Raw genomic sequence first — 26,450 nt, forward strand, 5'->3', positions numbered from 1 at the left:
GCGAACGGCGTCGCGTCAGAACGCGTAGATAAGTTGGGTGGCGAGCAGGTCGTTCGACTTCTCGTACGACCCGTCGTGACGCAGGAAAACCTTGTTGCTCGCCCAGTCGTGCCGGTATTCGACCTTCACCGTCACTTGCTGGGTCGGGTAGAACAGCAGGTCGAACGCGGCAGCCTGCCGCGTCGCGCCCTTGCACTCGAAGCCGACGCCGCCGTTCGCCTTCGACATCGCGAGGCAGTCCGCATCGATGCCGAAGCCGTTGTACGGATCCATCCCGTTGCCGTTCAGGCCGATCGACGATCCGCCGCCGCCGTTCTTCCGGTTCACGAGCAGGTCGTAGCGCAGCGTCGCGCCCATGCGGCCGACCACCGGTGCGTTGAACTTGCGGTGCGCGAGCAGCGACAGCCCGAACCACTGCGCGAGCCCGCCGTTGAACGCGCCGTGCTGCTGCTGGCCGTAGTCGAACTCGGCGTTGTACTGCGCGTCGGCGAGCGTATAGGTCGCATCGGCTTCGCCGAAGAAGAACGCGCCGTATGCGCTCGGCGCATTGCCGCCCACGCCGTAGCGCACGTTGCCGGTCGCCGGATCGACCGCGCTCGGCAGCGTCTGCCGGCCGATGCTGATCGAGCCGCCGACGTCGAGCGCGCTGCCGTGCAGGTAGTCGACCCGCGCGGTGAAGGTCGGCACCTTGTTGCTGGTCGTGATCGGGTCGCCGAGCGCGTTGACGCCGGTCTGCGTGACCGCGCCCGCGCTGCGGAACTGCTCGTTGCCGACGAAGAACTTCCAGGCCCAGTGGCCGTCCGCGCTCTGGTAGTTGAGGCCCGCGCCGATCGACGAGCCCGGATCGGAGAAGTCGTACAGCAGGTTGTGCGTGAGCGTGAGCATCTGGCTCGACTGCTGGTACTCGTAACCGGCGAAGCCCGTCACGAGCCCGCCGGTGAGCGCCGTCGTGCCCGACAGCGGCACGGTCAGGACGGCCGTGTTGATGATGTCCAGGCCGCTCGCGCCGCTGCCCGTCATCATCGACAGGCCCGCGCCGCGGTTCGGCATCAGCGTGATTTCCGCGGACGGCGCGGTCGGGCCGACGCCGAATGTCTTCTTGATATCGAGGAACACATCGCCGAACGTGCTGTTGTAGTAGGTGTACGCGTTCTCGTGATTCGCGAACTGGAACGACGACGTGCCGCCCCCCCGGTTGTATACGTAGGTCGGGTCGAGGTAGCCCGTCACCGACAGCCCGGCGATCGGGCCCGTGCGCGCGGCATCGGTCAGCGAATCGACCTTCAGCTGCTGGTTCGCGACCTGTTGCCGGATTTCCGACAGATCGTCGTTGGTCAGCACGGCCGGTGCCTGCCCGTAGCCGGGTGTGGACGGGTCAGCCGCTGCACCGGTCGTCGCGCTCGACACGTTTGACGCGATCGGTACGGCCGAAGGCTTCGTGCCGAGCTGCGACTGCAGCGCGCTCATCTGCCGTTGCAGCACCGCGATCTGTTGCTGCAGTGTCCGGATCTGGTCGGCGCTCGAGTTCGCGGCAGCCAGCCCCGGCAGCGCTCCGGCAATCAGCGCGCAGAGCATCTTCTTTTTCATGGAATGTCTCCTGGTCGTTCGTCTCTGTTCGTCACTTCGTGGGATGCGGGATGCGGTCGTGCAGCGGCGGCGCGGCAGGCGCGCGCGCGGGTGGGATGGCGGACGGCGACGCGGGGGAGCCGGATACCTCGGCCGAGGACGCCGCGTGCCACATCCGCGTGTCGCGCGCCTGCCGCCGCTCGCGGGCCAGCATCGCGCGGTTCACGACGACGACGCCGATCGTCACGACGGTGATGAACACCGTGGCGAGCGCATTCATTTCCGGGTTGAGCCCCATCCGCACGCGGGAGAACACGACCAGCGGCAGCGTCGTCGATCCGGGGCCCGACAGGAACGCGGACAGGATCACGTCGTCGATCGACACCGTGAACGCGAGCAGCCAGCCGGACACCAGCGCCTGCGCGATCAGCGGCAGCGTGATCACGAAGAACACCTTCCACGGCCGCGCGCCGAGATCGAGCGCGGCTTCCTCGATCGAGCGATCGAGCTCCTTCACGCGCGACTGCACGATCACCGCGACGAACGACAGGCACAGCATCACGTGGCCGATCCAGATCGTCAGCCAGCCGCGCCCGGCCGGCCAGCCGAAGGTCTGCTGCATCGCGACGAACAGCAGCAGCAGCGAGATGCCCTGGATCACTTCCGGAATCACGAGCGGCGCGTTGATCATCGCGGCATACAGCGTGAAGCCGCGAAAGCGCCCCATGCGGGCCAGCACGAAGCCGGCCCAGGTGCCGATCGCGACCGACGCAGTGGCCGTCAGCAGCGCGATCTTCAGCGACAGCCATGCGGCCGTGAGCAGTTCGTCGTCGTGCAGCAGCGCGCCGTACCACTTCAGCGAGAAACCCGACCACACCGTCACCAGCTTCGACGCGTTGAACGAGTAGACGACCAGGCTGACGATCGGGATGTACAGGAACAGGAAGCCCGCGCCCAGCACGCACGCGGACAGGATGCGATTCGCGCGGTTCATGGTTTGGCCTCCGCTTCGGTCTGGCTGTAATGGAGCAGCGCCATCGGCACGAGCAGCAGCAGCACCATCGTCACCGTCACCGCGGACGCCATCGGCCAGTCCATGTTGTTGAAGAACTCGTCCCACATCACGCGGCCGAGCATCAGCGTGTTCGCACCGCCGAGCAGCTCGGGGATCACGTATTCGCCAACCGCGGGGATGAACACGAGCAGACTGCCCGCGACGATGCCGTTCCTCGACAGCGGCAGCGTGATGCGCCAGAACGCGGACCACGGCGTCGCGCCGAGATCGTTCGCGGCCTCGAGCAACGTGAGGTCCATCTTCACGAGGTGTGCATACAGCGGCATCACCATGAACGGCAGATACGAATAGACCATCCCGATGTAGACGCCCGCGTCGGTGTGATACAGGCGCAGCGGTGTCGCGATCACGCCGAGCGCCGCCAGCGCGTGGTTCAGCAACCCGTCATCCTTCATGATCCCGACCCACGCATAGACGCGGATCAGGAACGACGTCCAGAACGGCAGCATCACGGCCATCATCAGCAGGTTGCGGCGGGCCGGCGCCGAGCGCGCAATGAAATACGCGATCGGGTAGCCGGCCAGCAGGCACATCAGCGTCGATGCCGCGGCCATCTTCAGCGAGCTGACGTAGGTGTTCAGGTACAGGTCGTCCTGCAGCAGCAGCGCGTAATGTTTCAGCGACAGCACGACCTGCACGGTGCCCGCCTCCATCCGCGCGAGCGCGGTGTACGGCGGGATGCCGAGCATCTGGTCGGCGAAGCTGATCTTCAGCACCAGCACGAATGGCAGCGCGAAAAAGATCACGAGCCACAGGAACGGCACGCCGATCGCGACGGTGCGGCCCGAAGGCACGAAGCGCGACAACATCGCGAAGCGTCCCGGGCGGGCGCGACCGGTGCCGGTGCTTGCGGCACCGGACGATACCGGCGCGGACGGAGTGGTAGCGGAGGTTCTCATCGTTGGCCCCTCACTGCGTCAGCACGACGCCGCTGGCCGGCGACCACGACACGAACACGTCGTCGTTCCACGCCGGTGCGTTGTCGGTCATCAGGTGCGAGCTCGACAGGTTCGACACCACCGTCTTGCCGCTCGGCAAGCGCACGTGATACAGCGAGTAGCTGCCCATGTACGCGATGTCGGTCACGACGCCGCGCGCCCAGTTGTGTTTCGAACCGGGTTTCTCGCGCGACACGTGAATGCGTTCGGGGCGCACCGAGATGCCGACCGGCATCCCGAGCGGGCCGGTGACACCATGGTTCACATGCATGCGCGCTTCGAGGTCGTCACTTTCGACGAAGATGTGATCGGGCTCGTCCTCGACCACACGCCCTTCGAACAGGTTCGTCGAGCCGATGAATTCGGCCGAGAAGCGGCTGTTCGGAAACTCGTACACCTCGCCAGGCGCACCGATCTGCACGATCTTGCCTTCGCTCATCACTGCGAGGCGGCTGGCCATCGTCATCGCCTCTTCCTGGTCGTGCGTGACCATCACGCAGGTCACGTCGACCTGCTCGATGATGTTCACGAGTTCGAGCTGGGTCTTCTGGCGGATCTTCTTGTCGAGCGCGGACATCGGCTCGTCGAGCAGCAAGAGCTTCGGACGCTTGACCAGCGAGCGGGCCAGCGCGACGCGCTGCTGCTGGCCGCCGGAGAGCTGGTGCGGCTTGCGCTGCGCGTACTTGCTCATCTGCACGAGCGCGAGCGCATCGGCCACGCGCTCCCTGATCTCGTGCTTCGGCGTGCCTTCCTGCTTCAGGCCGAATGCGACGTTCGATTCGACCGACATGTGCGGGAACAGCGCGTACGACTGGAACATCATGTTCACCGGGCGGCGATACGGCGGCAGCGATGCGAGATCTTCGCCGTCGACGAAGATCTTGCCGGAGGTGGCCGTCTCGAGCCCGGCGAGCATGCGCAGCAACGTCGACTTGCCGCAGCCCGAGCTGCCGAGCAGCGCGAAGAGTTCGTTCTTCGCGATCGTCAGGTTCACGTTGTCGACGGCGGTGCTGTCGCCGAATTTCTTCACGACGTTTTCGATGCGCACGAATGCGCCCGCATCGCGGCGAGCGTCGGCCGCAACCGGTGCGGCAGGGAGCGTATGGATCATCGTCGTCTCCCTCAACCGCCCGACTTCAACTGCAGCCACAGACGGTTCTGCATCCGCGCGATGTCGGCGCTGCGCGGCATCGCGAGCGACGTCTTCGCGATCGTCGCGTCGGACAGGTAGATGCTCGGGTCTTGCACGATCGCCGGCGTCACGAACGTACGGGCAGCCTTGTTGGCGCTCGGGTAGAAAATCTCGTTCGTGATCGCCGCGTTGGTCTTCGGGTCCTCGATGTAGTTGATCCACTTCAGCGCGGCTTCCGGATGCGGCGCATCCTTCGGGATCGCCATCACGTCGAACCACAGCAGGCCACCTTCCTTCGGGTTCACGTAGCGGATCTCGTACGAACGCTTCGCATCCAGCGTGCGCCGCCGCGCGATGCCGACGTCGCCGGACCAGCCGAGCACGACGCACACGTCGTTGTTCGCCAGGTCGTCCGCATAGCCGGCCGAGCTGAACTGCGTGACGTACGGGCGGATCTTCTTCAGCACGTCGTAGGCAGCCTGGTAGTCGGCCGGGTTCTTGCTCTCCGGGTCCTTGCCCATGTACTGCAGCGCCGCCGCGAACGCGGCGTCCGGTGCGTCGAGCAGCGAGATGCCGCAGCCTTTCAGCTTCGCCGCGTTCGCCGGGTCGAACAGCAGCGCCCAGCTGTCGGTCGGTGCGGCGTCGCCGAGCCGCTTCCGGACCGCCTCGACGTTGTAGCCGATCCCCGTCGTGCCCCACGCCCACGGCACGCCGTACTGGTTGCCCGGGTCGGCCTTCGCGACCATCTTCATCAGCACCGGGTCGAGGTTCGCGAGATTCGGCAGCTTCGACTTGTCGAGCTTCTGGTACACACCGGCCTGGATCTGCTGCGCGAGATAGTTCGACGTCGGCACGACGATGTCGTAGCCCGAACTGCCCGCGAGCAGCTTCGTCTGCAGCGTATCGTCGCTGTCGTAGCTGTCGTAGCGCACCTTGATGCCCGACTGCTTCTCGAAGGTGGGGACCGTGTCCTTCGCGACATACTCCGACCAGTTGTACACGTTCAGGTTGGTGTCGCCGGCATGGACGGACAGGCTGGCCGCGACGGCCAGCGCCGCCGACGTGACGCGCGCGGCGCGCAACGCCGGTTGACGACGGATACGGATACGCATGGGGATTCTCCTTGTGATGGGGATCGGCCGTTGCGCCCGGTCCGGGTCCGGACTCGCGTCAACGCCGTCGAGCGGTGTTCAGCACAAGGGTCAATGTAGAGATCGCGACCGCCAGCGTCAGTCCCGAAAACCGGGACAAACGGCGACGTCGATTCCCGCCGTTTGGGTAGATTCCCGCGTAGGCAGTCGAAAATATTCGTGATACCTGTAGCGCCACCTGAAAATCTTCGACATCCGACGTCATGAGCGCTGCGCTGCCCGCCCCCGATCTCCCGTTGAGCCACGTCGCGTTCGTGACCGAAACGCTGGGCGACATCGCACAAGCCGTCGGCACGCCGCAGTTCATGCGCGCCGTCTACGACACGCTCGTGCGCTACGTCGATTTCGACGCCGTGCATCTCGACTACGAGCGCAGTGCGTCTTCCGGCCAGCGCAGCGTCGGCTGGATCGGCAGTTTCGGCCGCGAGCCCGAGCTGGTCGCGCAGGTGATGCGCCACTACTACCGCAGCTACGCGAGCGACGATGCAACGTACGCGGCGATCGAAACCGAAAACGACGTGCAACTGCTGCAGGTGTCCTCGCAGCGCGTGGCGAGCGAGCTGCGCCATCTGTTCTTCGATGCCGGCGACATCCACGACGAATGCGTGATCGCCGGCGTGACGGGCGGCACGCGCTACTCGATCTCGATCGCGCGTTCGCGGCGGCTGCCGCCGTTTTCGCTGAAGGAGCTGAGCCTGCTGAAGCAGCTCTCGCAAGTCGTGCTGCCGCTGGCATCCGCGCACAAGCGCCTGCTCGGCGCGATCTCGGCGGACGACACGCCACGCGACGAACTCGATCTCGACCTCGTCGCGCAATGGCTGCCGGAATGGCAGGAACGCCTGACCGCGCGCGAGATGCACGTCTGCGCGTCGTTCATCCAGGGCATGACGTCGGCGGCCATCGCGCAATCGATGGGGCTCAAGACGTCCACCGTCGACACGTACGCGAAGCGCGCGTTCGCGAAGCTCGGCGTCGATTCGCGCCGGCAACTGATGACGCTCGTGCTGAGAAACGCATCGCGGCGGCACGACGCCTAGCGTCCCTGCGCGCCGGCCCCCAGCCGGTTGCGCGCGCACCCATCCCCGCGCCGCCTCATAACGATCCGACAATTTATTGGTTCCCTTGACGATGCGCTGTCCGTATCGTTCACCGACTCGTCAGACCAATCGACCAACGGGGGAATCCAACAATGAAACAGGTCCGTTCACTCGCACTGCTCGCGCTACCGGCCGCGCTCTACGCCGCCGGCGCGCACGCACAAAGCAGCGTCACGCTGTACGGCATCGCCGATGCGGGCATCGCGTACGTGCACAACGCGCAGAACGCGAACGGCAGCAATGCGTCGAGCCTCGTCAAGTTCAGCAGCGGCAACCTGTCGGGTAGCCGCTGGGGGCTGCGCGGCACCGAGGATCTCGGCGGCGGCCTGGCCGCGCTGTTCCAGCTCGAGAACGGCTTCAACATCGGCACGGGCGCACTCGGCCAGGGCTCGCGCGAATTCGGCCGCAAGGCCGTCGTCGGCCTCTCGAGCAGCACGTACGGCACCGTGACGCTCGGCCGCCAGTACGATCCGGTCGTCGATCTCGTGCAAGGCCTCACGCAGGACAACTACTTCGGCGGCGTGTTCGCGACGCCGGGCGACCTCGACAACTACGACAACAGCCTGCGCGTCAGCAACTCGGTGAAGTACACGAGCCCGCTGATCTCGGGCTTCCAGTTCGAAGGCCTGTACGGCTTCGGCGGCGTCGCGGGCGCCACCGGCAGCGGCCGCACGTACAGCTTCGGCGCAAGCTACGCGAACGGCCCGCTGTCGCTCGGTGCCGGCTTCTTCTATGCGAACGGCGGCTCCACCGTCGCGAACGGCGTGCGCAACTGGTCGAGCAGCTCGGACACGCTGTTCAACACCGTGATCAACCAGGGCTTCTCGAGCGCGAAGTCGATCCAGATCGTGCGCGTGGCCGGCCAGTACGTGGCCGGGCCCGCCACCTTCGGCCTCGCGTATTCGAACACGCAGTACGGCGCGGACACGCTGTCGGCATTCAGCCAGAACGCGAAGTTCAACAACGGCTCGGCGTTCTTCAACTGGCAGTTCTCGCCGGCGCTGCGCGCGGGCGTCGGCTACAACTACACGTCGCTGACGGGCCCGTCTTCCGCGCACTACAACCAGGTCAACCTCGGCGCGGACTACGCGCTGTCGAAACGCACCGACCTGTATGCGCTGTTCGGCTACCAGAAGGCGAGCGGCAACACGCTCAACGCGAACGGCGCGGTCGTGAAGGCCGCCGCGTCGGTCGGCTCGTACGGCGTGAACTCCGGCACCGATACGCAGGAACTCGCGATCGTCGGGATTCGCCACAAGTTCTGATCGCATCGCCGCACGGCGACAACGACAACGACGACAGCCGGCAGGCGCGCACCGCGGTGCGCGCCTGCTGCGTTTACACTCTCGCGATCCCGTTCCGCACGACACAAGGAGGCCGGCATGCTGACCGTTTGGGGGCGCCGCAATGCATTCAACGTCCAGAAGGTGATGTGGCTCGTCGACGAGCTCGCGCTCGCGCATCGGCACGTGCCGGCCGGCGGGCAGTTCGGCGTGCTCGACACACCGGCTTTTCTCGCGATGAACCCGCACGGGCGCGTGCCGCTGATCGACGACGGCGGCACGGTCGTCTGGGAATCGCACAGCATCCTGCGCTACCTCGCCGCGCGTTACGGGCGCCCCGGCTTCTGGCACGACGACCCGGCCGAACAGTCGCGCGCCGACCGCTGGATGGACTGGTCGCAAACCACGCTGCAGCCGACGTTCCTGAACGGCGTGTTCCGGGGCTACTTCCGGACGCCGCCCGAGCAGCGCGACACGGCGCGCGTCGAGCAAAGCATCGCGCAGTGCGCGCAGCACTTCCAGGCGCTCGATGCGGCGCTGGCCGGGCAGCCGTTTCTCGCGGGCGATTCAATCACACTCGCCGACATCGCGGCCGGCACGCACCTGTATCGCTACTTCGAACTCGACATCGCACGGCCGGACATCCCGCACGTGCAAGCGTGGTACGAACGGCTGAAAACGCGGCCCGCGTATCGCACGCACGTGATGATTCCGTTCGACGACTTGCGCGGGCGGCTCGACTAGCAAGTATCTCGGCGGCAGCGAATCCGCCCGGAAACGCCGCCTAATGTCGCCGCATTCCACCGAATCCGCTCATGCCGCCGACCGGATGCGTACCGCCGAATTCGTGACCGGCGGTACCAGCCGGGAACGCGCCGTGGTGAAAACCGGCGCCGATCGGCACGCCGAAGCGGCGATGCTCCGTCCCGTTGAAGTGGACGACGTGATCGAAGTGGTGGAAATGGTGGAAGTGGTGAAAACGATCGACGAACACGAAACCCACGCCCGCGCCGATGAAAAGCGGCGGGCCCCAGTACCACAGGTCGGCATACGGATAGTCCGCCGCCGGATACCATAGAACGCTACCATCGGGACTCTGCACGAACTGCCATGTGCCGTCGTCCTGCAGGCACGCACGCCCGACGATTTGCTGCTCCGTGCCGTCGATGTTCGCTCGCGCGACGACCGCCCGGCAGTTCGTCGTCTCGTCCGCCAGATCGTCGTACGTTTGCGCAAAAACCGCCGCGGAACAGCCGAGACAGACGATGCCTATCCCGGATCGAAACCAGTTGCACATGATCGGCTCCTGCCTGATTGCCCCCGACCACTCGATCGCGCGCGCCGCTGGCGGCACGCGGCCGATCGGATTGCCCGCGCACGATTCACCACGCGGCGCTCACGTGCCGCCGCTTCGTACAAGGTCTCCTGACGGCTAAACGATGCGGCGCACCGGCTTATTCCAGGGGTCTGGTGCGAATGATCGACGCGGGAACCCGCGACGCCCGACCTAGCGCCGGGCGAAGCGGTAAGCAGCCGCTGCCGTGATCCCGAATACCAGATGGGCGACGAGCGTGATCGCGCCACGAACCGGGATGAACCACGGGAAGATCGCGGTGAACGCGTACAGGTTGACGCCGTACAGGATGAGGCCGAACGCGCCGCCCGCGAGGAGCGCGGCTGCGAGCGACAGGTTGCGAATCGCCTTCGCCAGCACGGCCGCGTAGATCAGCGACAGTGCCATATGAACGAGGGTCGCGACCGCCATGACGAGCGGATCGAAGCCGGCGGACGCGCCGAGCACGCCGCGCCCCATCACGATGGCCGCCGTGAGGCGTGTGTCGCGCAACAGGTTCCCGATCGCGTCATCGCCGGCGATCGGCCAGAGCAGCAGCTCGACGACGGTCGAACCGACCGCCGCACCGAACGCGGCCCAGAGAACCGGGACCAGGCTGACTCGTTTCAATGGGCGCCCCTGTTGCCCCTATTGCCCCCGTCGCAACCGGCCGATGCATCGAGGCGGCATGCACCCCACCCGCTCCGGCGCCGGTCGCCCCGCGTATGCCCGCAATACCGCACCGGGCGGCCACGCAAAATTACGACGCCCCTTCGCAATCCGACCAGTACGCGAAAGGATCGCGATGTTTCGGATAGTTCTCGTCCAGCCATTTCAGCAACGTCGCCCGCGCGTTGTCCATGTCGGCTTTCAGCGACGAGGTCGTCAGTTCGTGCACTTCGATGGACTTTTCGCGATCGATCACGAAGCAGTTCCAGTCGGGGCCGTCGAGATCCGGATCGTCGGATGCCTTCGACGACTTGCCCCAGCCAAATCCCTTGCGTGCGTCAATGTAGTACCGCGGATGCACTTTCAGATACGACATCTCGCCGCCCTGCAGGCTGCTCTCCGCGCGCAGCACGTCGTGTCCGTCGACGATCTGCGTGACTTCCGGAAGCCGGCGCGCCCGCCACCCGACGGGCAGCGTCGCGATGGCCTTGACGCTGTCGTACATCCCCCACTCCAGCCCCCAGGCTTCGGCCATGCGCTTCATGAATGCATTCGCATTCGGATAGCCGCGCAACTGGATTCGGGTCGAGAGCGTGACTTCGATCCCGCCGCGACCGCCCGTGCCGGCGGATGCTTCGTCTGCACTCGCTTCGAACGGATTGCCCGGACGCTCCGCGCGCGTTGCATCCGCGGGCGCCATGCCCGAAAACAGCTGGTCGAGCGCGGCACGCGCTTTCGACGACTTGTCCGGCTTGTTCATTGCTGACCTCGCTTGCATCCGCACGGATGCATACCTTTTTGAATCTGGTTCATCTCTCCACCTCATCGTTTTTCGCGGTCGCATTGTCGTCGATCCGGCGGCCCGAGCCTAGTGCCGCGTATCGCACAACACTTTCTTCGCCCCCACGCGCGTTCCGTGGCGGGGGTCGTCACGATACACCGGCCGGGGCTAGCTGCTAGCCGCCAGCCCCCACCGCCGCCCGCATCCGCTCCATCAACGCCAGCACCTCAGGCCGATTCTCCCCCTTCGCGTGCACGAAGTAATACCTGAGCACCGAATCGACCTCGTGCCGGCTCACGCGCACGAGTTCGCTGCGCTTGAGATAGGTGTCGGCGAGCGGTACCCGTGCCAGCGCCACGCCGAGGCCGGCCTCGGCGGCCGCCAGCACGAGGTTGTAATCCTCGAAACGGCGATCCTGCGCGCGCGGCTTGAACGGCACGCCCAATGCATCGAACCACGTGCGCCAGCCGGTCACATCGGAATCGTGCAGCAACGGCAGGTCGAGCAACGCGGCATCGCCGCGCCGGCGGCGCTCCTTCGCCAGTTGCGCGGCGAGCCGCGGATGCGCGACCGGATAGAGCCGCTCCTGCATGAACGCGCGGGTTTCGAGCTGACGCCAGTTGCCGCGCCCGTACCGGACCGACAGGTCCGCTTCGCCACCGGCGATATCCACGTTGCGCAGATCGATGCCGAGTTCGATCCGCAATGCGGGCGCCTCGCTCTCGAGCGCATGCTGGCGCTCGAACAGCCAGAGCTGCGCGAAGGCAGGCACCACGCTCATCCTGACCAGCCGCGGCGCACGCGGCGAGCGCCACTGATCGGCCGCACTGTCGATGATCGCGAACGCCTGCTCGATCCGGCCGACGAAGCGCTGGCCGTCCGGCGTGAGACGCACGCCGCGCGCATGACGCTCGAACAACCTCAGGCCGAGCCAGTTTTCGACAGCGGCCACCCGCCGGCTGATCGCGCCATGCGTCACGCCGGAGACGTCGGCCGCAGCCAGGAACGAACCCTCGCGCGCGACCGTGCACACCGTCTCGAGGCTCGCGAGCGGCGGCCGCGAACCCGGCACCGGCACGGCGGCGGGCGACCCCGCTGGTGCGCGCTTTGCGCGGGTTGATGCATCGGCCGGCCGCCGGCTCGAGCTGTGAGTCATAGTCATATCTGCGTGCTGATCTGTGCGCTAGCTTAGCATCTTGCCACGCCGCATCATTGCCGCATGAACACGCTCTCCACCCCGTCGTCGCGCCATGCGCGACAGCCGCTGATCGCGGCCGGCGCGGTCGCCTTCACGATCGTTTCGTGGGCGTCCGCTTTCCCGTTCATCCGGATCGGCCTGCATGGCCTGACACCGCTGCAACTCGCGGCGGCGCGCTTCGCGACCGCGGCCGTGCTGATCGTCGCGTGGCTGATCGCGAAGCGGCCGCGCGTGCCGACACGCGGCGACGCGCTGCGCTTCCTGCTGTGCGGCTTTCTCGGCATCGCGCTCTACAACGCGCTGCTCAATACCGGCGAGCAGACGGTATCCGCCGGCGCGGCGAGCTTCATCGTGAACACGCTGCCGATCTTCACGGCGCTGCTGGCCGCCGTGTTTCTTGGCGAGCGCTTCAATCGCTGGGGCTGGCTCGGCTCGCTGGTCAGCCTCGCCGGCATCGCGGTGATCGCGCGCGGGCAACCGGGCAGCCTCGTCCTCGGCGCGGGCAGCACGCTGATTCTCGGCGCGGCCCTGTGTTCGGCCAGCTATTTCGTGCTGCAACGGCGGCTGATTCCGGTGTACGGCGCGCTGGCCTGCACCGCGTACACGCTGCTGGCTGGCGCACTGCTGCTCGCACCGTGGCTGCCGGGCGCACTCGTGGCGCTGGGCAGCGGGTCGCGCGACACGACGCTGGCCGTGCTGACGCTCGGCATCTTCCCCGCCGCGCTCGGTTACGCGACCTGGACTTTCGCACTCGGCTACTTCGGCGCGGCGCGCGCCGCCAACTTCCTCTACCTGACGCCGGCGGTCGCGACGGTCCTGTCGATGGCGCTGACGGGCGAGCGGCCCGGTATCGAGACGGTGTGCGGCGGCCTGCTGGCGATTGCCGGCGTGATCTTCGTCGCGTTGCGCGGACGTTCGTAGGATCGCGGGCGCTTCGGCCCGGCGCGATCGGCCCGGCGATCCGCAAGCGAGCCGGCCCGAATGAACCCCGGCATCTGCAAAGCGGAATTCTTCACGAGGGCTGTCGACTCGCACCAGTTCGCCGACGCTGCCGGACTTGACCGTTAGTTGCGTTAAGACAAGGACATCGATCCCGATGAAGCATGGCCCCGCAACCGGATGCGCAATCGAAATCGTCCAAACTGTGCAGACAAATCGACCGAACAGTTCCGGATTGACCGCACGTCAGTGTGCATGGCTTCGCCCCGGCCACCGGCCGAATAATGGATGCGGCCGTAAGGCCGTCGACAGCGAATCGCAGCCTGTGGCCTGCCGCGGCGCACGATTTCCGGCATCCGGCGCCTTCGAATTTCACGCGCCGGCCGTGCTGCGAACGCCCCGCTACGCGATTCGCTGCAGCGCGCAAAATCGGCTTCATATATATTCATACGAATTGCACCGTATCAGGCCCCGATTCGCCCGCTCGTCCGGGCGACATATCGAGGTGCCGGACGCGATGCAAGTGAAGCCCATGATGGGTATGGAGACTCGTCCGATCGCCCCGACCTCGCCGTCGGCCGGTCGAGACGTCAATAGAAAGACATTCAAATCGGAGATGGCAGATGGAACGAAGCACTGTCGGCATGCGCTGCAAACCCCTGATCACCGTCGCACTGGCTGCCGCCGCATTCGCGGCCGCGTCGACCGCGATGGCCGACCAGGTCGTCAAGATCGGCAGCGTCGAACCGACGACGGGCGGCATCTCGCACCTCGGCAAGGACAACGAGAACGGTGCGCGCCTCGCGGTCGAGGAAATCAATGCGAAGGGCCTCACGATCGGCGGCAAGAAGATCACGCTGCAACTCGATGCGCAGGATGACGCGGCCGACCCGCGCCAGGCCACCCAGGTCGCGCAGAAGCTCGTCGACGACAAGGTCGTCGCCGTCATCGGCCACCTGAACTCGGGCACGTCGATCCCGGCGTCGAAGATCTACAGCGACGCGGGCATCGTGCAGATCTCGCCGTCGGCCACGAACCCGACCTACACGCAGCAAGGCTTCAAGACGACCTACCGCGTCGTCGCGACCGACGCGCAGCAAGGCCCGGCACTCGCGAGCTACGCGCAGTCGAAGGGCGTGAAGACCGTGGCGGTGATCGACGATTCGACCGCGTACGGTCAGGGCCTCGCGAACGAGTTCGAAAAGAAGGCGAAGGCGCTCGGCCTGAAGGTGCTGTCGCACGACGCGACCAACGACAAGGCAGTCGACTTCCGCGCGATTCTGACCAAGGTCAAGGGCGAGAACCCGGACGCGATCATGTACGGCGGCATGGACGCGACCGGCGGCCCGCTCGCGAAGCAGGCGAAGCAGCTCGGCCTGCGCGCGAAGATCCTGTCGGGCGACGGCGTGTGCACCGACTCGCTGGCCGACCTGGCCGGCCCGGCGGCCGACAACGTGACGTGCTCGCAGGCAGGCGCTGCGCTCGAGAAGATGCCGGGCGGCGCGGACTTCCTCGCGAAGTACCAGAAGCGCTTCAACCAGGGCATCAAGTTCGACGCGCCGTTCGCGTATGACGCGGTCTACATCGCGGTCGACGCGATGAAGCGCGCGAACTCGACCGATCCGGCGAAGATCCTCGCCGCGATGCCGGCGACGAAGTACGACGGCGTGATCGGCACGACGACGTTCGATTCGAAGGGCGACCTGACGCACGGGATCATCTCGATCTACGGCTACAAGAGCGGCAAGAAGACCTTCGTCGACCAGGTGAAGATGTAACCCGCCGCGGCGCCGGCACGACGGGGACGCCACCCGTCGGCGCCGGCGCCGCGCGGGCCGATTTCTGATTCACGGAGACGAAGCATCATGTGTGCAATGGCGTATGCGGAATTTCAACAGGAGTTGAAGAAGGCACAGCTGACGGCGCGCGAGTTCGCCCGCCTGATCAAGATGAACGAAAGTTCGATCACGAACTATTCGAGCAAGGGCACGGTCCCGTCCCACCTCGCGGTCATCGCGAAACTGATCGGCACGATGGCTGCGCACGAGATCGATTTCCGGCGCGTGATCCGGCAGATGCGGATCGAACCGAAACGGCCGCGCGGCGGCGGCACGTTTCCTGCGGTGGAAAAAACACGTTCCGAAACGACCCGCGACGACGAGTCGTAACCCGCGGAAGGTTGGTTCCGCGCCGATGGCCGTCGCCGGCACCCGGTTACCGCGCGTCACTTGATCGCGTGTCGCCGCAGGAATCCCGGCACCGCCATTCGCGTCGAACGCGATCCTGCGACCGCACCGTCGCACCCTGCCGCGCGGAAGACGCGAAACCGCGCCTCCGCGCCGCGCCGCCCACTCGCCTGCCTGCGTCGAACCGCTGCTAGTGCGCAGCAAGATACGCTTTCACCGCCGGTAGCGCCGGCTTGCCGTCGAACGTCGTGACGCCGGCCAGCCACGTGTCCAGCATCGACGTGTTCCGTTTCAGCCATTCCGTCGCGGCCTGGTTCGGATCCTGGTGGTTCATGATCGGAATCATCAAATGATTCTCGAGCTCGGTCGTGAAATGCAGGTTCGACGCGAACTTCGCAACATTCGGGCACCGCGCCTCGTAATCCGGCGGCTCGACCGTGAACACCTTCGCCTCGCCGTAGTTCGGGCCGAACACGTCATCGCCACCGGACAGGTAGTTGATCCTGTGTTGCGCATTCATCGGATGAGGCTCCCACGCAAGAAACACGATCCACTGCTTGTCGCGAACGGCCCGGTTGAGCTCGACGAGCATGCCTGCCTCGCTCGATTCCACCAGCTTGAACTTGCCGATCCCGTCCTTGTTCTCCCGGATCATCTTGCCGATCAGCTGGTTGCCGTCGTTCCCCGGCTCGATCCCGTAAATGCGGTACTGCAGCTTGTCCGCATACTTCGGCAGGTCCGCGAACGTCCTGAGCCCCGCCTGATACACGTAGTCCGGCACCGCCAGCGTGAATTTCGCGCCTTTCAGGTTCGGCTCGGGAAGGACCTTGATCGAGCCGCTCTTGACGAACGGCGCGATGATCGGATCCATCGAGGGCGACCAGTAGCCGAGGAAAATGTCGATCTGCTTGCTCTTGACCCCGGCAAACGTAATCGGCACCGATGCGATCGTCTTCGACGGGTTGTAGCCCAGCGCGGACAGCATCGTGGAAGCCAGCCCGGTCGTGGCCGCGATGTCGCTCCAGCCGACATCGGCCATACGCACGTTTCTGCAGGCCGCCGGCTCCGCCGCGCCCGCGGAATGGACTGCCGCGGACATGCACAGCGCGGCGACCAGCGCCGCCATACCAGTTCGATTCATGGTGATACCTCGGGTTGCGTCGTTGAAATGATCGGGATCAGGCCAGCGCACCGGCGGATTCGCGGGCCCGGCGTTCGTGACTCGGTGCGTGTCCGAAGAAAGTGCGAAAGGCCTTGCTGAAATGCGTGACGCTCTGGAATCCGCAGGTCTTCGTGACGGTCGCGATCGACATGTTCGAGTAGCGGATCAGTTTCCGCGCACGCTTCAAGCGCAGGCCGACGTAGTACTCGTGCGGCGTCACGTCCAATGCTTCCCTGAAGACGCGCTGCAGGTGGCGCATCGACACGCCGGCCAACCGGGCCAGGTCCGGCACCGTGAGCGGCTCCTCGATATTCGCCTCCATCAGCCGCACCGTCTCGATCAGTTCCTCGCGCGAAAAGCCCACCCGTGACGCAATGGGAATCGGTTGCGGGTCGGTCACGGCCCTGACCCGCTCGATCGAGAATTGCTCCGAGATATGCCGAGCCATCGGCGGACCGAGATCCGACGCGATCAGGTGCAGCATCATGTCCAGCGGCGCCATTCCACCGGTGCAGGTAAGGCGATCGCGGTCGATGGCGAAGAGTTCGTCGACGAAGCGGACGTCCGGAAACTCGTCATGCAGCTCGGACAGCACCTCCCAGTGAACCGCGCAGCGATAGCCGTCGAGCAGGCCGCTGGCCATCAGCGCATAGGCTCCCGTGCACAGCCCGCCCACCGCGACGCCGCGCGCGGCCAGGGTCCGGAGCAGTCGTTTGGTCCCGTCGTCCACGGCGTCGCGTACGTCCCATCCGCCGCAGACGAACATCACGTCGGGCATTCGCGCGGCAGGGTCCAGCGGGCACGCCGGCCCCGCGACGATGCCGTTGCTGGCGCGAATCGCCGTTTCGTCGACCGAGTAAATGGTCCAGTCGTAGCGGGAGAAGCCGAGCAGCTGGTTGGCCATTCGCAATGCCTCGATCGCACTCGTCAGCGCAATCATCGAATACTTTTCCAATATCAGGAATCCGAAATGACTGAATGTCGATTTCATCGCATCGATCCTCTCAACCTCTATTCAACCGGCATCATGCCCGCCGGTCGGCGCCCGCTTTCACGCGCCGCCGGCCATCCCTATTCCGCGCATTGCCCGACGATCCAGTCGCAGAAGATCCGCGCCTCCGGGCTCAACAACGTATCGCTCGGATGCAGCAGATAAAACCCGCGGCCGGTCCGCACCGAGGTCTCGATCGGCCGCACCAGCACCCCGGTCGCCAGCATGTCGTCGGCCAGATAGCGCCATCCCATCGCGATGCCCTGCCCGCCCATCGCGGCCTGCAGGACCGCCGGATAGTTGTTGATGTAAAGGTCCTGCCGCGGCTCGGTCAGCGCGATGTCGTGATGCGCGAACCAGGTTGCCCAGTCCATCCAGTCCCAATGACGCGTCTCGAGATGGATCAACGTCGCGCGCAGCAGATCCCGCGTGTGCGCCATCGGCGCGAGTCGGGCCAGATACGCCGGCGTGCACACCGGGAAGATCTCTTCCTCGAGCAGGAACCGCGCGTTGCAGGCCGGCCAGTAGCCGTCGCCGAACTGGATCGCCAGGTCCGCGCCTTCCCGGATGTTGCGCGTGTCCTCGTCCGACGCATCGACGTGAATGATGATCTCCGGATGCTCGGCCCGAAACTTCGGCAGGCGCGGAATCAGCCAGTGCGACGCGATCGCGAGATCCGCCGACACCGTGACCGTCGACGTCGACGCCTGCACGCGCAATTCGTACGCGGCGGCGGCAAGCAGATCCAGCGCCGCATTGACGGTCCGCTGGAACTTCCGCCCGCCGTCGGTGAGCGACACCGCCTTGTGAGACCGCACGAACAACGCGCAGCCCAGCGTTTCCTCGAGCAGCCGGATCTGCCGGCTGATCGCGCTCTGGGTCACGCACAGTTCCTCGGCGGCACTCGTGAAACTCTCATGCCGGGCCGCTGCCTCGAACGCGGTGAGATACGACAGCGGCGGGAGGTGCTTCAAGCGGCTAACCATGTCGGGGGCTTCTCTCGGGACGGAAGTCGGTCGTATTGCGGCGCGTCGAAGCGGGCGGGCCGCCGGACCGGCGCAACGTGCATTGCCGCCTGAGTCGAGCAGGTTCGTCGACGCGAACATCACTGCCCTTTCACCAGTGAAATGCCTCGACCCGCTTGCACCGGCAACGGGGCATCTCGCTGCGCGGCAAACAGCGCGTCGAGCCGCGCCAGCGTCTGCTCGCGAAACGCCGTGCTGCGCCGAAGCGTCATGTCCACGTGCAGCAAAAGGGCTTCCATCGTAGCAAAGTGTTCGGCGTCGATCGGGTGCCGCATGGTCAGGAAAACCCGACATTTCTTGCTGTCGTGCTCGAGCACGCGGGCCGTGACGACGAACGGCGCGCCCAGCCCGATTTCCTTCAGGTAATGAACGACGGTCTGCAGCGTATAGACCGACACCCGCTCGCGCGATCGGAACGCATCGTCCATCCCGATGCTGTCCAGCCACCGGTCGATCGACTCGCTGAACACGCGCACGTAGCACGCGTCGTTCATGTGCCCGTTGTAGTCGATCCACTCCGCGCGTACCTGCCCTTCATGGACCGCGAGTTCCGCTTGCATCTGGCGCCATCCTTCGACGTGTCGTCGACGTAGGCCGGGCGGCGGCTTCGTGCCGGCGCCCGGCGGGTTTCATCGGGCCGCGACCTTCCGCTCGCCCACCACATCGATCGCGCGGGTCGGGTACGCCGCATCCGTGATCGCCTTGCTCGCTTCGACGATCTTGCGGTCGCGCTCCGCCGCCAGGTCGTGGAATTGCCGGCCGTCTTCTTCCGCCTTCACGCCGTCGACCAGCATCCGGATCGTCTCCGGATCGAGCGTCGGATGGCCGAGATCGTCCCACCAGCGATGGAACGACGGCGCAAAACGCTCGCAGAAGACGCCGAGCCCGTGGCCGCCGCTGCCGAGGTTGAACAGCATGTGCGGCCCCATCACCGACCATCGCAGGCCCGGGCCGGCAGAAACGGCCTTGTCGACGTCGCCGACCGTCGCGACCCCTTCGACCACCAGATGAATCGCTTCCCGCCACAGTGCCGCCTGCAACCGGTTAGCGACGTGGCCCGGCACTTCCTTGTTGACCCGGATCGTGATCTTTCCGCAGGCGGCATAGAACTGCTCGGCGAGTTCCAGCACGCCGGGCTCGGTCTTCTCGTTGCCCAGCAGCTCGACCAGCGGAATCAGATGAGGCGGATTGAACGGATGCCCGAGGATGAAGCGGCCCGGGTTCTTCCAGCCCGCCTGCATTTCCTTCACGAGCAGGCCCGATGCGCTGGAGCAGACGATCGCGCGAGGATCGAGATGATCCTCGATACGCCGGTACAACGCGTGCTTGATCTCGATCCGCTCGGGCACGCTTTCCTGCACGAACTGCGCGCGGGCCACGGCTTCCTCGGGCGTCGCCACGAAGCGCAGCCGTCCCGGATCACCCCGCCGGGCCAACCCGAGCCGCTCCAGGCTCGGCCACGCGTGACGCACATAGTCGCGAACGAACGCCTCCCCTTCCGGCGACGGATCGTATACGTCGACCTCCAGCCCGGCCGCCAGAAACAGCGCGGCCCAGCTTGCGCCGATCGTGCCGGCCCCGAGAATGCCAACGACTTCGATGCCATGGGGCATGTCATGCAGCGTGCTCATCGTGCTCTTCCATCCTGAATTCGAGTATCGGGAGACCGGCGGTCGAGATCCGCCCGCCGGGCGTCATTACAGGTCCAGCACCAGTCGAGGCGATCTCGACCGGGAACAACACACCGCCATCACGTCGTTCGCGCGCTTCTCTTCGTCGGTCAGGATCTGATCGCGGTGCTCCGGCACGCCGTCGACCACGTCGGTCAGGCATGCGCCGCACACGCCCTGCTCGCAGACCGTGCTGATGTCGAATCCCGCGTGCTTCAGCACCTGCAGCACGCTCTTGTCGGCCGGCACGTCCAGGTCCAGGCCGGATTTGCACAGATGAATCCGGAAGGCCGTGTTCTCCGCTGCGTCCGCCGTCTCGGCGGCAAAGCGCTCGAAATGCACGGTGCCCGCCGGCCAGTGCGATGCCGCGGCTTCCACCGCGTTCATCAGGCCGCCGGGGCCGCAGCAATAGAGATGGCGGCCCTCCGTTACGTCCGAGAGAAGCGACCGGACGTCAAGCCCCTTGCCCGGATCGCCTCCGTCGAAATGCAGGTGCACGTGCGCCGCGAACGGCACACCGCGCCGCAGGAGATCGACGAACGCCGCGTCCTGCTCGCGCCGCGCGCAGTAATGCAACGCGAACGGCTGCCCTTCGCTGAACAGGCGAGCCGCCATCGACAGGATCGGCGTGATCCCGATGCCGCCCGCGATCAGCAGCGACGACGTCGCGCCGGCCGTCATCGGAAAATGGTTGTACGGCCCGCTGATCCGCACTCGCTCACCGACGCTCACCTGTTCATGCAGAAAGCGCGATCCGCCACGGCTTGCCGGATCCTTCAGCACGGCGATCCGGTAGGTTTTCCGGAGCCCGGCTGCTTCGTAGAGCGAATACTGTCGCGTGATGCCGTTTTCGAGGTGGACGGCCACGTGCGCGCCCGGCTCATAGGCCGGCAGGTCCGCACCGTCTTCCGTGGCCAGTTCGTAGCTGCGGATACCGTTGGCCTCGTCGGCCACGTCTCGCACAATCAGCACTTGCCGGTCCAGCGCACCGCTTTGATGTTGCGTCATCGTTACCTCTGGATCTGGTGAGTGGATGCCGGGTCGCCGCCGGTCCGTCGGCAGGCGCTACCCGCGCGCCGAAAATCGTCCGCTACGCGTGGGCAATCTGGACGTGCCGCACGGTCGTGTAGTTCTCCAGCGCGTAGACGGACATGTCGCTCCCGTATCCGGACGCTTTCATGCCGCCGTGCGGCATCTCGGCGGTGGCCACGCCATGCGCGTTGATCCACGTGATGCCGCAACGCAGGCGTGACGCGACCGTCATCGCCTTGCCCACGTCGCGCGTCCAGATCGACGACGCGAGGCCGTACGGGCTGTCGTTCGCGTAATGAATCGCCTGTTCCGCGCCGCTGAACCGCGTGACGGAGATGACTGGGCCGAACACCTCGCGCTGAACGATCTCGTCGTCCTGCCGCGCATGCGCGACGATCGTCGGCTCGTAGAAGTAGCCGCCGCCGGCGACGTCACGCCCGCCGGTCAGGATCTCGACATGGCGCAGGTCACGCGCGCGGTCCACGAACCCGGCGATGCGCCGCCGATGGCCTTCGGAGATCACCGGCCCCATTTCGGTACGTGTATCGTCCGGTGCGCCGAGCCGGATCGACGCGACGCGATTCGCCAGGTTCGCGACGAAGGTGTCGTAGATCCCGTCCTCGACATAGAGCCGGCAAGGCTGCGCGCAATCCTGCCCGGCGTTGAAGAACGCCGCGTTGCGAATGCCTTCGACGGCCGCGTCCAGGTTCGTGTCGTCGAACACGATGACCGGCGCCTTCCCGCCCAGCTCCATGTGCGTATGCATCAGCTTGCGCGACGACGCTTCGAGAATCCGGCTCGCCGTCGCCGGGCCGCCGGTCAGCGACACGAGATCGAGCTGACGATGGTTGATCAGCGCATCGCCCGTCGTCGCGCCACGGCCGACGACCACGTTGACGACACCGCGCGGAAAGAGCTCGGCCGCCAGTTCCGCAACGCGCAGCGACGTCAGCGGTGTGAGCTCCGACGGCTTCAGGACGACCGGGCAGCCGGCCGCCAGCGCCGGCGCGAGCTTCCACGCCGCCATCATCAGCGGGTAGTTCCAAGGCGCGATCGATCCCACCACGCCGACCGCGTCGCGCCGGATCATCGACGTGAACCCGGCCACGTACTCGCCCGCGCTGGATGCCGACACGCAACGCGCGGCGCCGGCCATGAAACGGAACACGTCGACGGTCAACGGCAGCTCGTCCGCCTTCACCGCGTGCAACGGCTTGCCGCAGTTCAGCGATTCGAGCGCCGCGAACTCGTCCGCGCGTTCCTCGATCGCATCCGCCAGCGCCAGCAGGCGCGCCGCCCGCGCGCCTGGCGGCGTCGCGGACCACGACGGGAATGCCGCGGCCGCCGCCGCGACGGCCGCATCGACCTGCTCGGCCGACGCATCGCGCATCGTGACGACGGTTTCGCCCGTCGCCGGGTTGACGACCGGAAACGCTTCCCCGTCGCCCGCTACCCGCTCACCATTGATCAGGTTCATCGTTTGCATGACTAATCGACCTGTTTGAGATCCGGAAAGTTGTTCTGCCGCGCTCAGAACCCGACCTGGTCGCGGCCCTTCAGGCCCAGCCGCGCCCGCGCCTCGGCGGGCGTCGCGACCGTGAAGCCGAGCTCCTCGACGATGCGCCGGATCTTGCGGACCTGGTCGGCGTTCGACGCCGCCAGCTGGCCACGATCGATGTACAGGTTGTCCTCGAGCCCGACCCGCACGTTCCCGCCCATCACGGCCGACTGCGTCGCGAATTTCATCTGGTTGCGCCCGGCCGCGAGGACGGACCATTCGAAGCCGTCGCCGAACAGCCGTTGCGCGATGCTGTGCAGATGGCTCAGGTTGTCCGTATCGGCCCCCATCCCGCCGAGGATCCCGAAGATCATCTGGATGAAGAACGGCGGCTTCAGCAGCCCCTTGTCGACGAAATACGCGAGGTTGTACAGGTGGCCGAGGTCGTAGCACTCGAACTCGAAGCGCGTCCCGTGCGTCTCGCCGAGTTCGCGCAGCGTGTATTCGATGTCCTTGAACGTGTTCTTGAACACGAAGTCGCGCGTCATGTCGAGAAACGCGGGCTCCCAGTCGTGCTGCCATTCGGCGTGCTTCTGCAGCATCGGGAAGATGCCGAAATTGAGCGACCCGCAGTTGAGCGACGCCATCTCGGGCTTCGCGACGAGGGCCGCTTCGAGGCGCTGTTCGAGCGTCATGCCGAGGCCGCCGCCGGTCGACACGTTGATGATCGCGTCGCTGTTCGCCTTGATGACGGGCAGGAACTGCATGAACACTTTCGGGTCGGGCGTCGGCCGCCCCGTTTCCGGGTCGCGTGCATGCAGATGGATGATCGATGCGCCGGCTTCGGCCGCCGCGATCGATTCCGCCGCGATCTGCGCGGGCGTGATGGGCAGGTGGGGCGACATGGTCGGCGTGTGGATGCCGCCCGTGACCGCGCACGTGATGATGATGCTGTTCGACATGGTGATGACCTTGACTTGTGCAGGTTGGCCGGTGTCGTCGCGATCGCGTTCGCGTTTGCCTCGACACACCGGTATTCGCAAGACGATTCGAGCGCGCCGCCATCGGTCCGGCGAGGTGCCGGCGCGCGCCGGCATGCCACGACCGCGTTACCTCAGTGCGTCCTGATAGGCCTTCAGCACCAGCCCGTGGAAGTGATGCAGCGCGTGCTCGCTCATGCCCGACTGCTGCGGATCGCTCACGATCCGGCCGCTTTCGAACGCGGGCGTGCTCATGCCGCGCTGCACGCTTTCGACCAGGTCGATGTCCTCCTGCTGCAGCACGTCGCGGACGTAGTTGATCGCCTCGATCTCCTGCGGCGTCGGCTCGGCGGATTCGAAGTAGAAGTCGTAGGTCTCGATCGTGCGATCGGGCGCCACCGGGATGATGTTCAGCACGAGGAAATTCGCGCGGCCCGGATAACGCAGCAGGCACGTGTTGGGCCAGACCCACCACACCGCGTGGTCGTCGCAGGTCGCGCCTTCCACGCTGTACGCGGTGTTGCCGGCGTTGCCGCCTTTCGCCATGTGGCTCGAGTAGATCCCGTGCGTCGTCACCTTGTAGGTGTCGAACTGCAGCAGGCTCACGAAATCCTTGTGGGCGGTCGGGCAGTGGTAGCACTCGAGGAAGTTGTCGACGACGTTCTTCCAGTTCGACCGGATATCGAACTGCAGACGACGCGCGAACGTCAGCGTGCCGACGTCCGGCGCGAACCGGTCGATCTCGGCTTTCAGGTCCCCGCTTTGCGACGCGAGCGACGCGGCGGCCGGGTCCATGTTCACGTACACGAACCCGCAGAATTCCTCGACCTGCACTTGCGACAGGCAGATCTCCTCTTTCCTGAAGTCGATCAGCGTCTCCGTCATCGGCGCCTGGCGCAGCCCGCCGTCGAGGTTGTAGCTCCACGCGTGATACGGGCACGTGATCACGCGGGCCTTGCCTTCGCCGGCAAGCAGGTGATGCGCGCGGTGCTTGCAGACGTTGTAGAACGCGCGCAGGCTGCCGGCCCGGTCGCGCACTACGGCGATGCTCCGGCCGGCCACGTCGGCCACATAGTAGGCGCCCGGCTCGCGCACCTTTTCCGCATGACACACCCACTGCCACGACCGGCGGAAAACGGCGTCCAGTTCCGCGTCAAAGTACTTCGGGTCCGTGTAGCACTTCGCATTCAGCGTCGACGAGGCGGCGACGTCCTTCGCATTGAATGCACGGCCGGCGATCTCGAGGTCCTGCTGCGCGAGACATTCGCTCATTGCATGCTCCTGAAAGGGGGACGGGATTTTCGATTCGGCAAATTGCGCTTCGGTGCTGAAGTTACGCATCGGTGATGGCCTTCGCAAACGATGAAAAAAAAGCCATTTGCCCCAAAAAAACTTGGGCTGGACCCCCGCATGCGCGGCAGCGGCACGAGCCGGCCGATTTTCATAACTTGATGTCGCAATTGGCGGTTTCCCGTTCCGGCGGCTTCGCTAGCATGGTGTGCAGCGCGGTTCCACTTTTCACACGTGAACCCGGGTGCCTTTCGAAACCCTTGCCCCCTCACCCCTTTCTTCCGGCCCGAACATGAAATCCAGAATGGCTCGCATGCTCACGACGCTGGTCATCGCGTCGTCGCTGCCCGGCATGGCTTCCGCGCAAGACGACGCAGCGTGCCGACCGGTGCGGCTCTCGAATATCGGCTGGACCGACATTACGGTCACCACGGCGCTGGCGTCGCTGCTGCTCGAGAGTCTCGGCTATCGCCCGACGACGACGCTGTCGTCCGTACCGATCTCCTTCGCCGGACTGAAGAGCCGGCAGATCGACGTGTCGCTCGGCTACTGGTGGCCCATTCAGGACAAGCAGATCCAGCCGTTCCTCGATTCGCATGCGTTCGTCAAGCTCGAACCGCCGAACCTGTCCGGCGCGAAAGAAACGCTCGCCACGGTCGACTACGCGTACCAGGGTGGGCTCCGGTCGTTCGACGACATCGCGAAGCACCGCGCCGAACTCGACGGAAAGATCTACGGGATCGAACCGGGCAGCAGCGCGAACGCCACGATTCAGCGAATGATCGACAACAACGAGCACGGCCTGCGCGGGTTCAAGCTCGTCGAATCGAGCGAAGCGGGCATGCTGGTCACCGTCCAGCGCGCGGTACGCGAAAAGAAATGGGTGGTATTCATCGGATGGGCGCCGCACCCGATGAACATCCAGGTGCCGATCCAGTATCTCGCCGGCGGCGACGCGTCGTTCGGCCCGAACTACGGAGAAGCCCGCGTGTACACGCTGACGGCGAACGGCTTTGCCCAACGCTGCCCGAATGCGGGGCGGCTGGTTTCGAACCTGCGCTTTACGACCGACATGGAAAACCGGTTGATGCTCGACGTGATGAACAAGACGCGGCCCGATGACGCGGCAAGGGCGTACCTCCGGCAGCATCCCGACGTGCTCGACGGCTGGCTCGACGGTGTCACGAGTTTCGACGGCAGGAACGGGCTGGCCACCGTGAAAACGGCGCTCGGACTATAGAGGGCGCGGGCGACACACATCGCCCGCTTCGCAAACGGGACACCGGAGAACACGATGGCCGATCGATGGAAGGGTTTCCTGCTCCGCTTGCCGGCGCTTGCGATTCATTGCGCAGCGCTGCTCGCCCGGCATCCGCTGGAGCGATGGTGCTCGATGGTCGATGAAGCGAGGAACCAGCGATAAGGCGGGGGAGCAACGCGGGGGCGGCATCCGG

Annotated in this window: 24 protein-coding genes and 1 pseudogene; 7 read left to right on the top strand and 18 right to left on the bottom strand. The window is 65.9% G+C overall.

Annotation, left to right across the window (positions count from 1 at the left end; all coding sequences use genetic code 11):
• Positions 1-15: 15 nt before the first annotated feature.
• From BCEP18194_RS05640 to BCEP18194_RS05660, 5 genes and pseudogenes are all read right to left on the bottom strand, one after another.
• Entirely contained in the window at positions 16-1,587 is a 1,572-nt protein-coding gene (locus BCEP18194_RS05640; RefSeq protein ID WP_011350365.1) for a DUF3138 family protein, read from the bottom strand.
• A gap of 31 nt (positions 1,588-1,618) precedes the next feature.
• On the bottom strand, positions 1,619-2,560 hold the full coding sequence (locus BCEP18194_RS05645; protein WP_011350366.1) for an ABC transporter permease subunit: 942 nt from the start codon (positions 2,558-2,560) through the stop codon (positions 1,619-1,621).
• Positions 2,557-3,540 carry an ABC transporter permease subunit gene (locus tag BCEP18194_RS05650; protein ID WP_041492523.1) on the bottom strand — a complete coding sequence of 328 codons (984 nt, stop codon included), beginning with the start codon at positions 3,538-3,540 and terminating at the stop codon, positions 2,557-2,559. Before BCEP18194_RS05650 ends, BCEP18194_RS05645 begins: the two co-directional genes overlap by 4 nt.
• Positions 3,541-3,550: 10 nt before the next feature.
• Positions 3,551-4,633: pseudogene (locus BCEP18194_RS05655) on the bottom strand (ABC transporter ATP-binding protein); the annotation flags it as partial.
• A 68-nt stretch (positions 4,634-4,701) separates the two neighbouring features.
• Positions 4,702-5,823: a polyamine ABC transporter substrate-binding protein gene (locus BCEP18194_RS05660; RefSeq protein WP_011350369.1), complete on the bottom strand. Its 1,122-nt coding sequence runs from the start codon at positions 5,821-5,823 to the stop codon at positions 4,702-4,704.
• A 242-nt stretch (positions 5,824-6,065) separates the two neighbouring features.
• Here BCEP18194_RS05660 and BCEP18194_RS05665 point away from each other — a divergent pair, with 242 nt between their 5' ends.
• The 3 genes from BCEP18194_RS05665 to BCEP18194_RS05675 all read left to right on the top strand — a co-directional run bounded on the left by BCEP18194_RS05665 (position 6,066) and on the right by BCEP18194_RS05675 (position 8,986).
• Positions 6,066-6,899 (top strand): helix-turn-helix transcriptional regulator, encoded by an 834-nt coding sequence (locus BCEP18194_RS05665; RefSeq protein WP_011350370.1) that lies wholly within the window; start codon positions 6,066-6,068, stop codon positions 6,897-6,899.
• Positions 6,900-7,051: 152 nt separating this feature from the next.
• Entirely contained in the window at positions 7,052-8,224 is a 1,173-nt protein-coding gene (locus tag BCEP18194_RS05670; RefSeq protein WP_011350371.1) for a porin, read from the top strand.
• A gap of 117 nt (positions 8,225-8,341) precedes the next feature.
• On the top strand, positions 8,342-8,986 hold the full coding sequence (locus BCEP18194_RS05675) for a glutathione S-transferase family protein (protein ID WP_011350372.1): 645 nt from the start codon (positions 8,342-8,344) through the stop codon (positions 8,984-8,986).
• Positions 8,987-9,026: 40 nt separating this feature from the next.
• Here the strand turns inward: BCEP18194_RS05675 and BCEP18194_RS05680 are convergent, their stop codons facing one another.
• The 4 genes from BCEP18194_RS05680 to BCEP18194_RS05695 form a co-directional block, all read right to left on the bottom strand.
• A complete protein-coding gene (locus tag BCEP18194_RS05680) occupies positions 9,027-9,539 on the bottom strand; it encodes a hypothetical protein (RefSeq protein ID WP_011350373.1) in 513 nt (170 codons plus the stop codon).
• 210 nt (positions 9,540-9,749) lie between these two features.
• A complete protein-coding gene (locus BCEP18194_RS05685; protein ID WP_011350374.1) occupies positions 9,750-10,205 on the bottom strand; it encodes a hypothetical protein in 456 nt (151 codons plus the stop codon).
• 130 nt (positions 10,206-10,335) lie between these two features.
• Positions 10,336-11,004 carry a hypothetical protein gene (locus BCEP18194_RS05690; RefSeq protein WP_011350375.1) on the bottom strand — a complete coding sequence of 223 codons (669 nt, stop codon included), beginning with the start codon at positions 11,002-11,004 and terminating at the stop codon, positions 10,336-10,338.
• 196 nt (positions 11,005-11,200) lie between these two features.
• Entirely contained in the window at positions 11,201-12,187 is a 987-nt protein-coding gene (locus tag BCEP18194_RS05695; RefSeq protein WP_011350376.1) for a LysR substrate-binding domain-containing protein, read from the bottom strand.
• A gap of 57 nt (positions 12,188-12,244) precedes the next feature.
• On the opposite strand from BCEP18194_RS05695, the gene BCEP18194_RS05700 reads away from it, so the two are divergent.
• The 3 genes from BCEP18194_RS05700 (at position 12,245) to BCEP18194_RS05710 (ending at position 15,330) form a co-directional block, all read left to right on the top strand.
• The gene (locus BCEP18194_RS05700) at positions 12,245-13,144 is read left to right on the top strand and encodes a DMT family transporter (RefSeq protein WP_011350377.1); all 900 of its coding nucleotides are present in this window, start codon (positions 12,245-12,247) and stop codon (positions 13,142-13,144) included.
• A gap of 641 nt (positions 13,145-13,785) precedes the next feature.
• Positions 13,786-14,940: a branched-chain amino acid ABC transporter substrate-binding protein gene (locus BCEP18194_RS05705; protein ID WP_011350378.1), complete on the top strand. Its 1,155-nt coding sequence runs from the start codon at positions 13,786-13,788 to the stop codon at positions 14,938-14,940.
• A gap of 87 nt (positions 14,941-15,027) precedes the next feature.
• Positions 15,028-15,330, top strand: a complete 303-nt coding sequence (locus BCEP18194_RS05710; protein WP_011350379.1) for a hypothetical protein — start codon at positions 15,028-15,030, stop codon at positions 15,328-15,330.
• 208 nt (positions 15,331-15,538) lie between these two features.
• On the opposite strand, the gene BCEP18194_RS05715 is transcribed toward BCEP18194_RS05710, so the two are convergent.
• The 9 genes from BCEP18194_RS05715 to BCEP18194_RS05755 all read right to left on the bottom strand — a co-directional run bounded on the left by BCEP18194_RS05715 (position 15,539) and on the right by BCEP18194_RS05755 (position 24,978).
• Entirely contained in the window at positions 15,539-16,447 is a 909-nt protein-coding gene (locus tag BCEP18194_RS05715; protein ID WP_244272876.1) for a choline ABC transporter substrate-binding protein, read from the bottom strand.
• A gap of 79 nt (positions 16,448-16,526) precedes the next feature.
• Positions 16,527-17,501 (bottom strand): GlxA family transcriptional regulator, encoded by a 975-nt coding sequence (locus tag BCEP18194_RS05720; RefSeq protein ID WP_011350381.1) that lies wholly within the window; start codon positions 17,499-17,501, stop codon positions 16,527-16,529.
• Positions 17,502-17,581: 80 nt separating this feature from the next.
• Complete coding sequence (locus BCEP18194_RS05725) at positions 17,582-18,475, bottom strand: LysR substrate-binding domain-containing protein (protein ID WP_050781555.1); 894 nt, start codon at positions 18,473-18,475, stop codon at positions 17,582-17,584.
• 131 nt (positions 18,476-18,606) lie between these two features.
• Positions 18,607-19,086 carry a thioesterase family protein gene (locus tag BCEP18194_RS05730; RefSeq protein WP_011350383.1) on the bottom strand — a complete coding sequence of 160 codons (480 nt, stop codon included), beginning with the start codon at positions 19,084-19,086 and terminating at the stop codon, positions 18,607-18,609.
• A gap of 69 nt (positions 19,087-19,155) precedes the next feature.
• Positions 19,156-20,157: a 3-hydroxyacyl-CoA dehydrogenase NAD-binding domain-containing protein gene (locus BCEP18194_RS05735; protein WP_011350384.1), complete on the bottom strand. Its 1,002-nt coding sequence runs from the start codon at positions 20,155-20,157 to the stop codon at positions 19,156-19,158.
• Between the two features lie 66 nt (positions 20,158-20,223).
• Entirely contained in the window at positions 20,224-21,204 is a 981-nt protein-coding gene (locus tag BCEP18194_RS05740; RefSeq protein WP_011350385.1) for a PDR/VanB family oxidoreductase, read from the bottom strand.
• An 82-nt stretch (positions 21,205-21,286) separates the two neighbouring features.
• Complete coding sequence (locus BCEP18194_RS05745) at positions 21,287-22,714, bottom strand: gamma-aminobutyraldehyde dehydrogenase (protein ID WP_011350386.1); 1,428 nt, start codon at positions 22,712-22,714, stop codon at positions 21,287-21,289.
• Positions 22,715-22,758: 44 nt separating this feature from the next.
• Positions 22,759-23,688 carry a 3-keto-5-aminohexanoate cleavage protein gene (locus BCEP18194_RS05750; RefSeq protein ID WP_011350387.1) on the bottom strand — a complete coding sequence of 310 codons (930 nt, stop codon included), beginning with the start codon at positions 23,686-23,688 and terminating at the stop codon, positions 22,759-22,761.
• Positions 23,689-23,835: 147 nt separating this feature from the next.
• Positions 23,836-24,978 carry an aromatic ring-hydroxylating oxygenase subunit alpha gene (locus BCEP18194_RS05755; RefSeq protein ID WP_011350388.1) on the bottom strand — a complete coding sequence of 381 codons (1,143 nt, stop codon included), beginning with the start codon at positions 24,976-24,978 and terminating at the stop codon, positions 23,836-23,838.
• Between the two features lie 310 nt (positions 24,979-25,288).
• Here BCEP18194_RS05755 and choX point away from each other — a divergent pair, with 310 nt between their 5' ends.
• Entirely contained in the window at positions 25,289-26,236 is a 948-nt protein-coding gene (gene choX / locus BCEP18194_RS05760) for a choline ABC transporter substrate-binding protein (protein WP_011350389.1), read from the top strand.
• The last annotated feature ends 214 nt before the right edge of the window (positions 26,237-26,450 follow it).

Source organism: Burkholderia lata (genome assembly GCF_000012945.1).
Classification (GTDB): domain Bacteria; phylum Pseudomonadota; class Gammaproteobacteria; order Burkholderiales; family Burkholderiaceae; genus Burkholderia; species Burkholderia lata.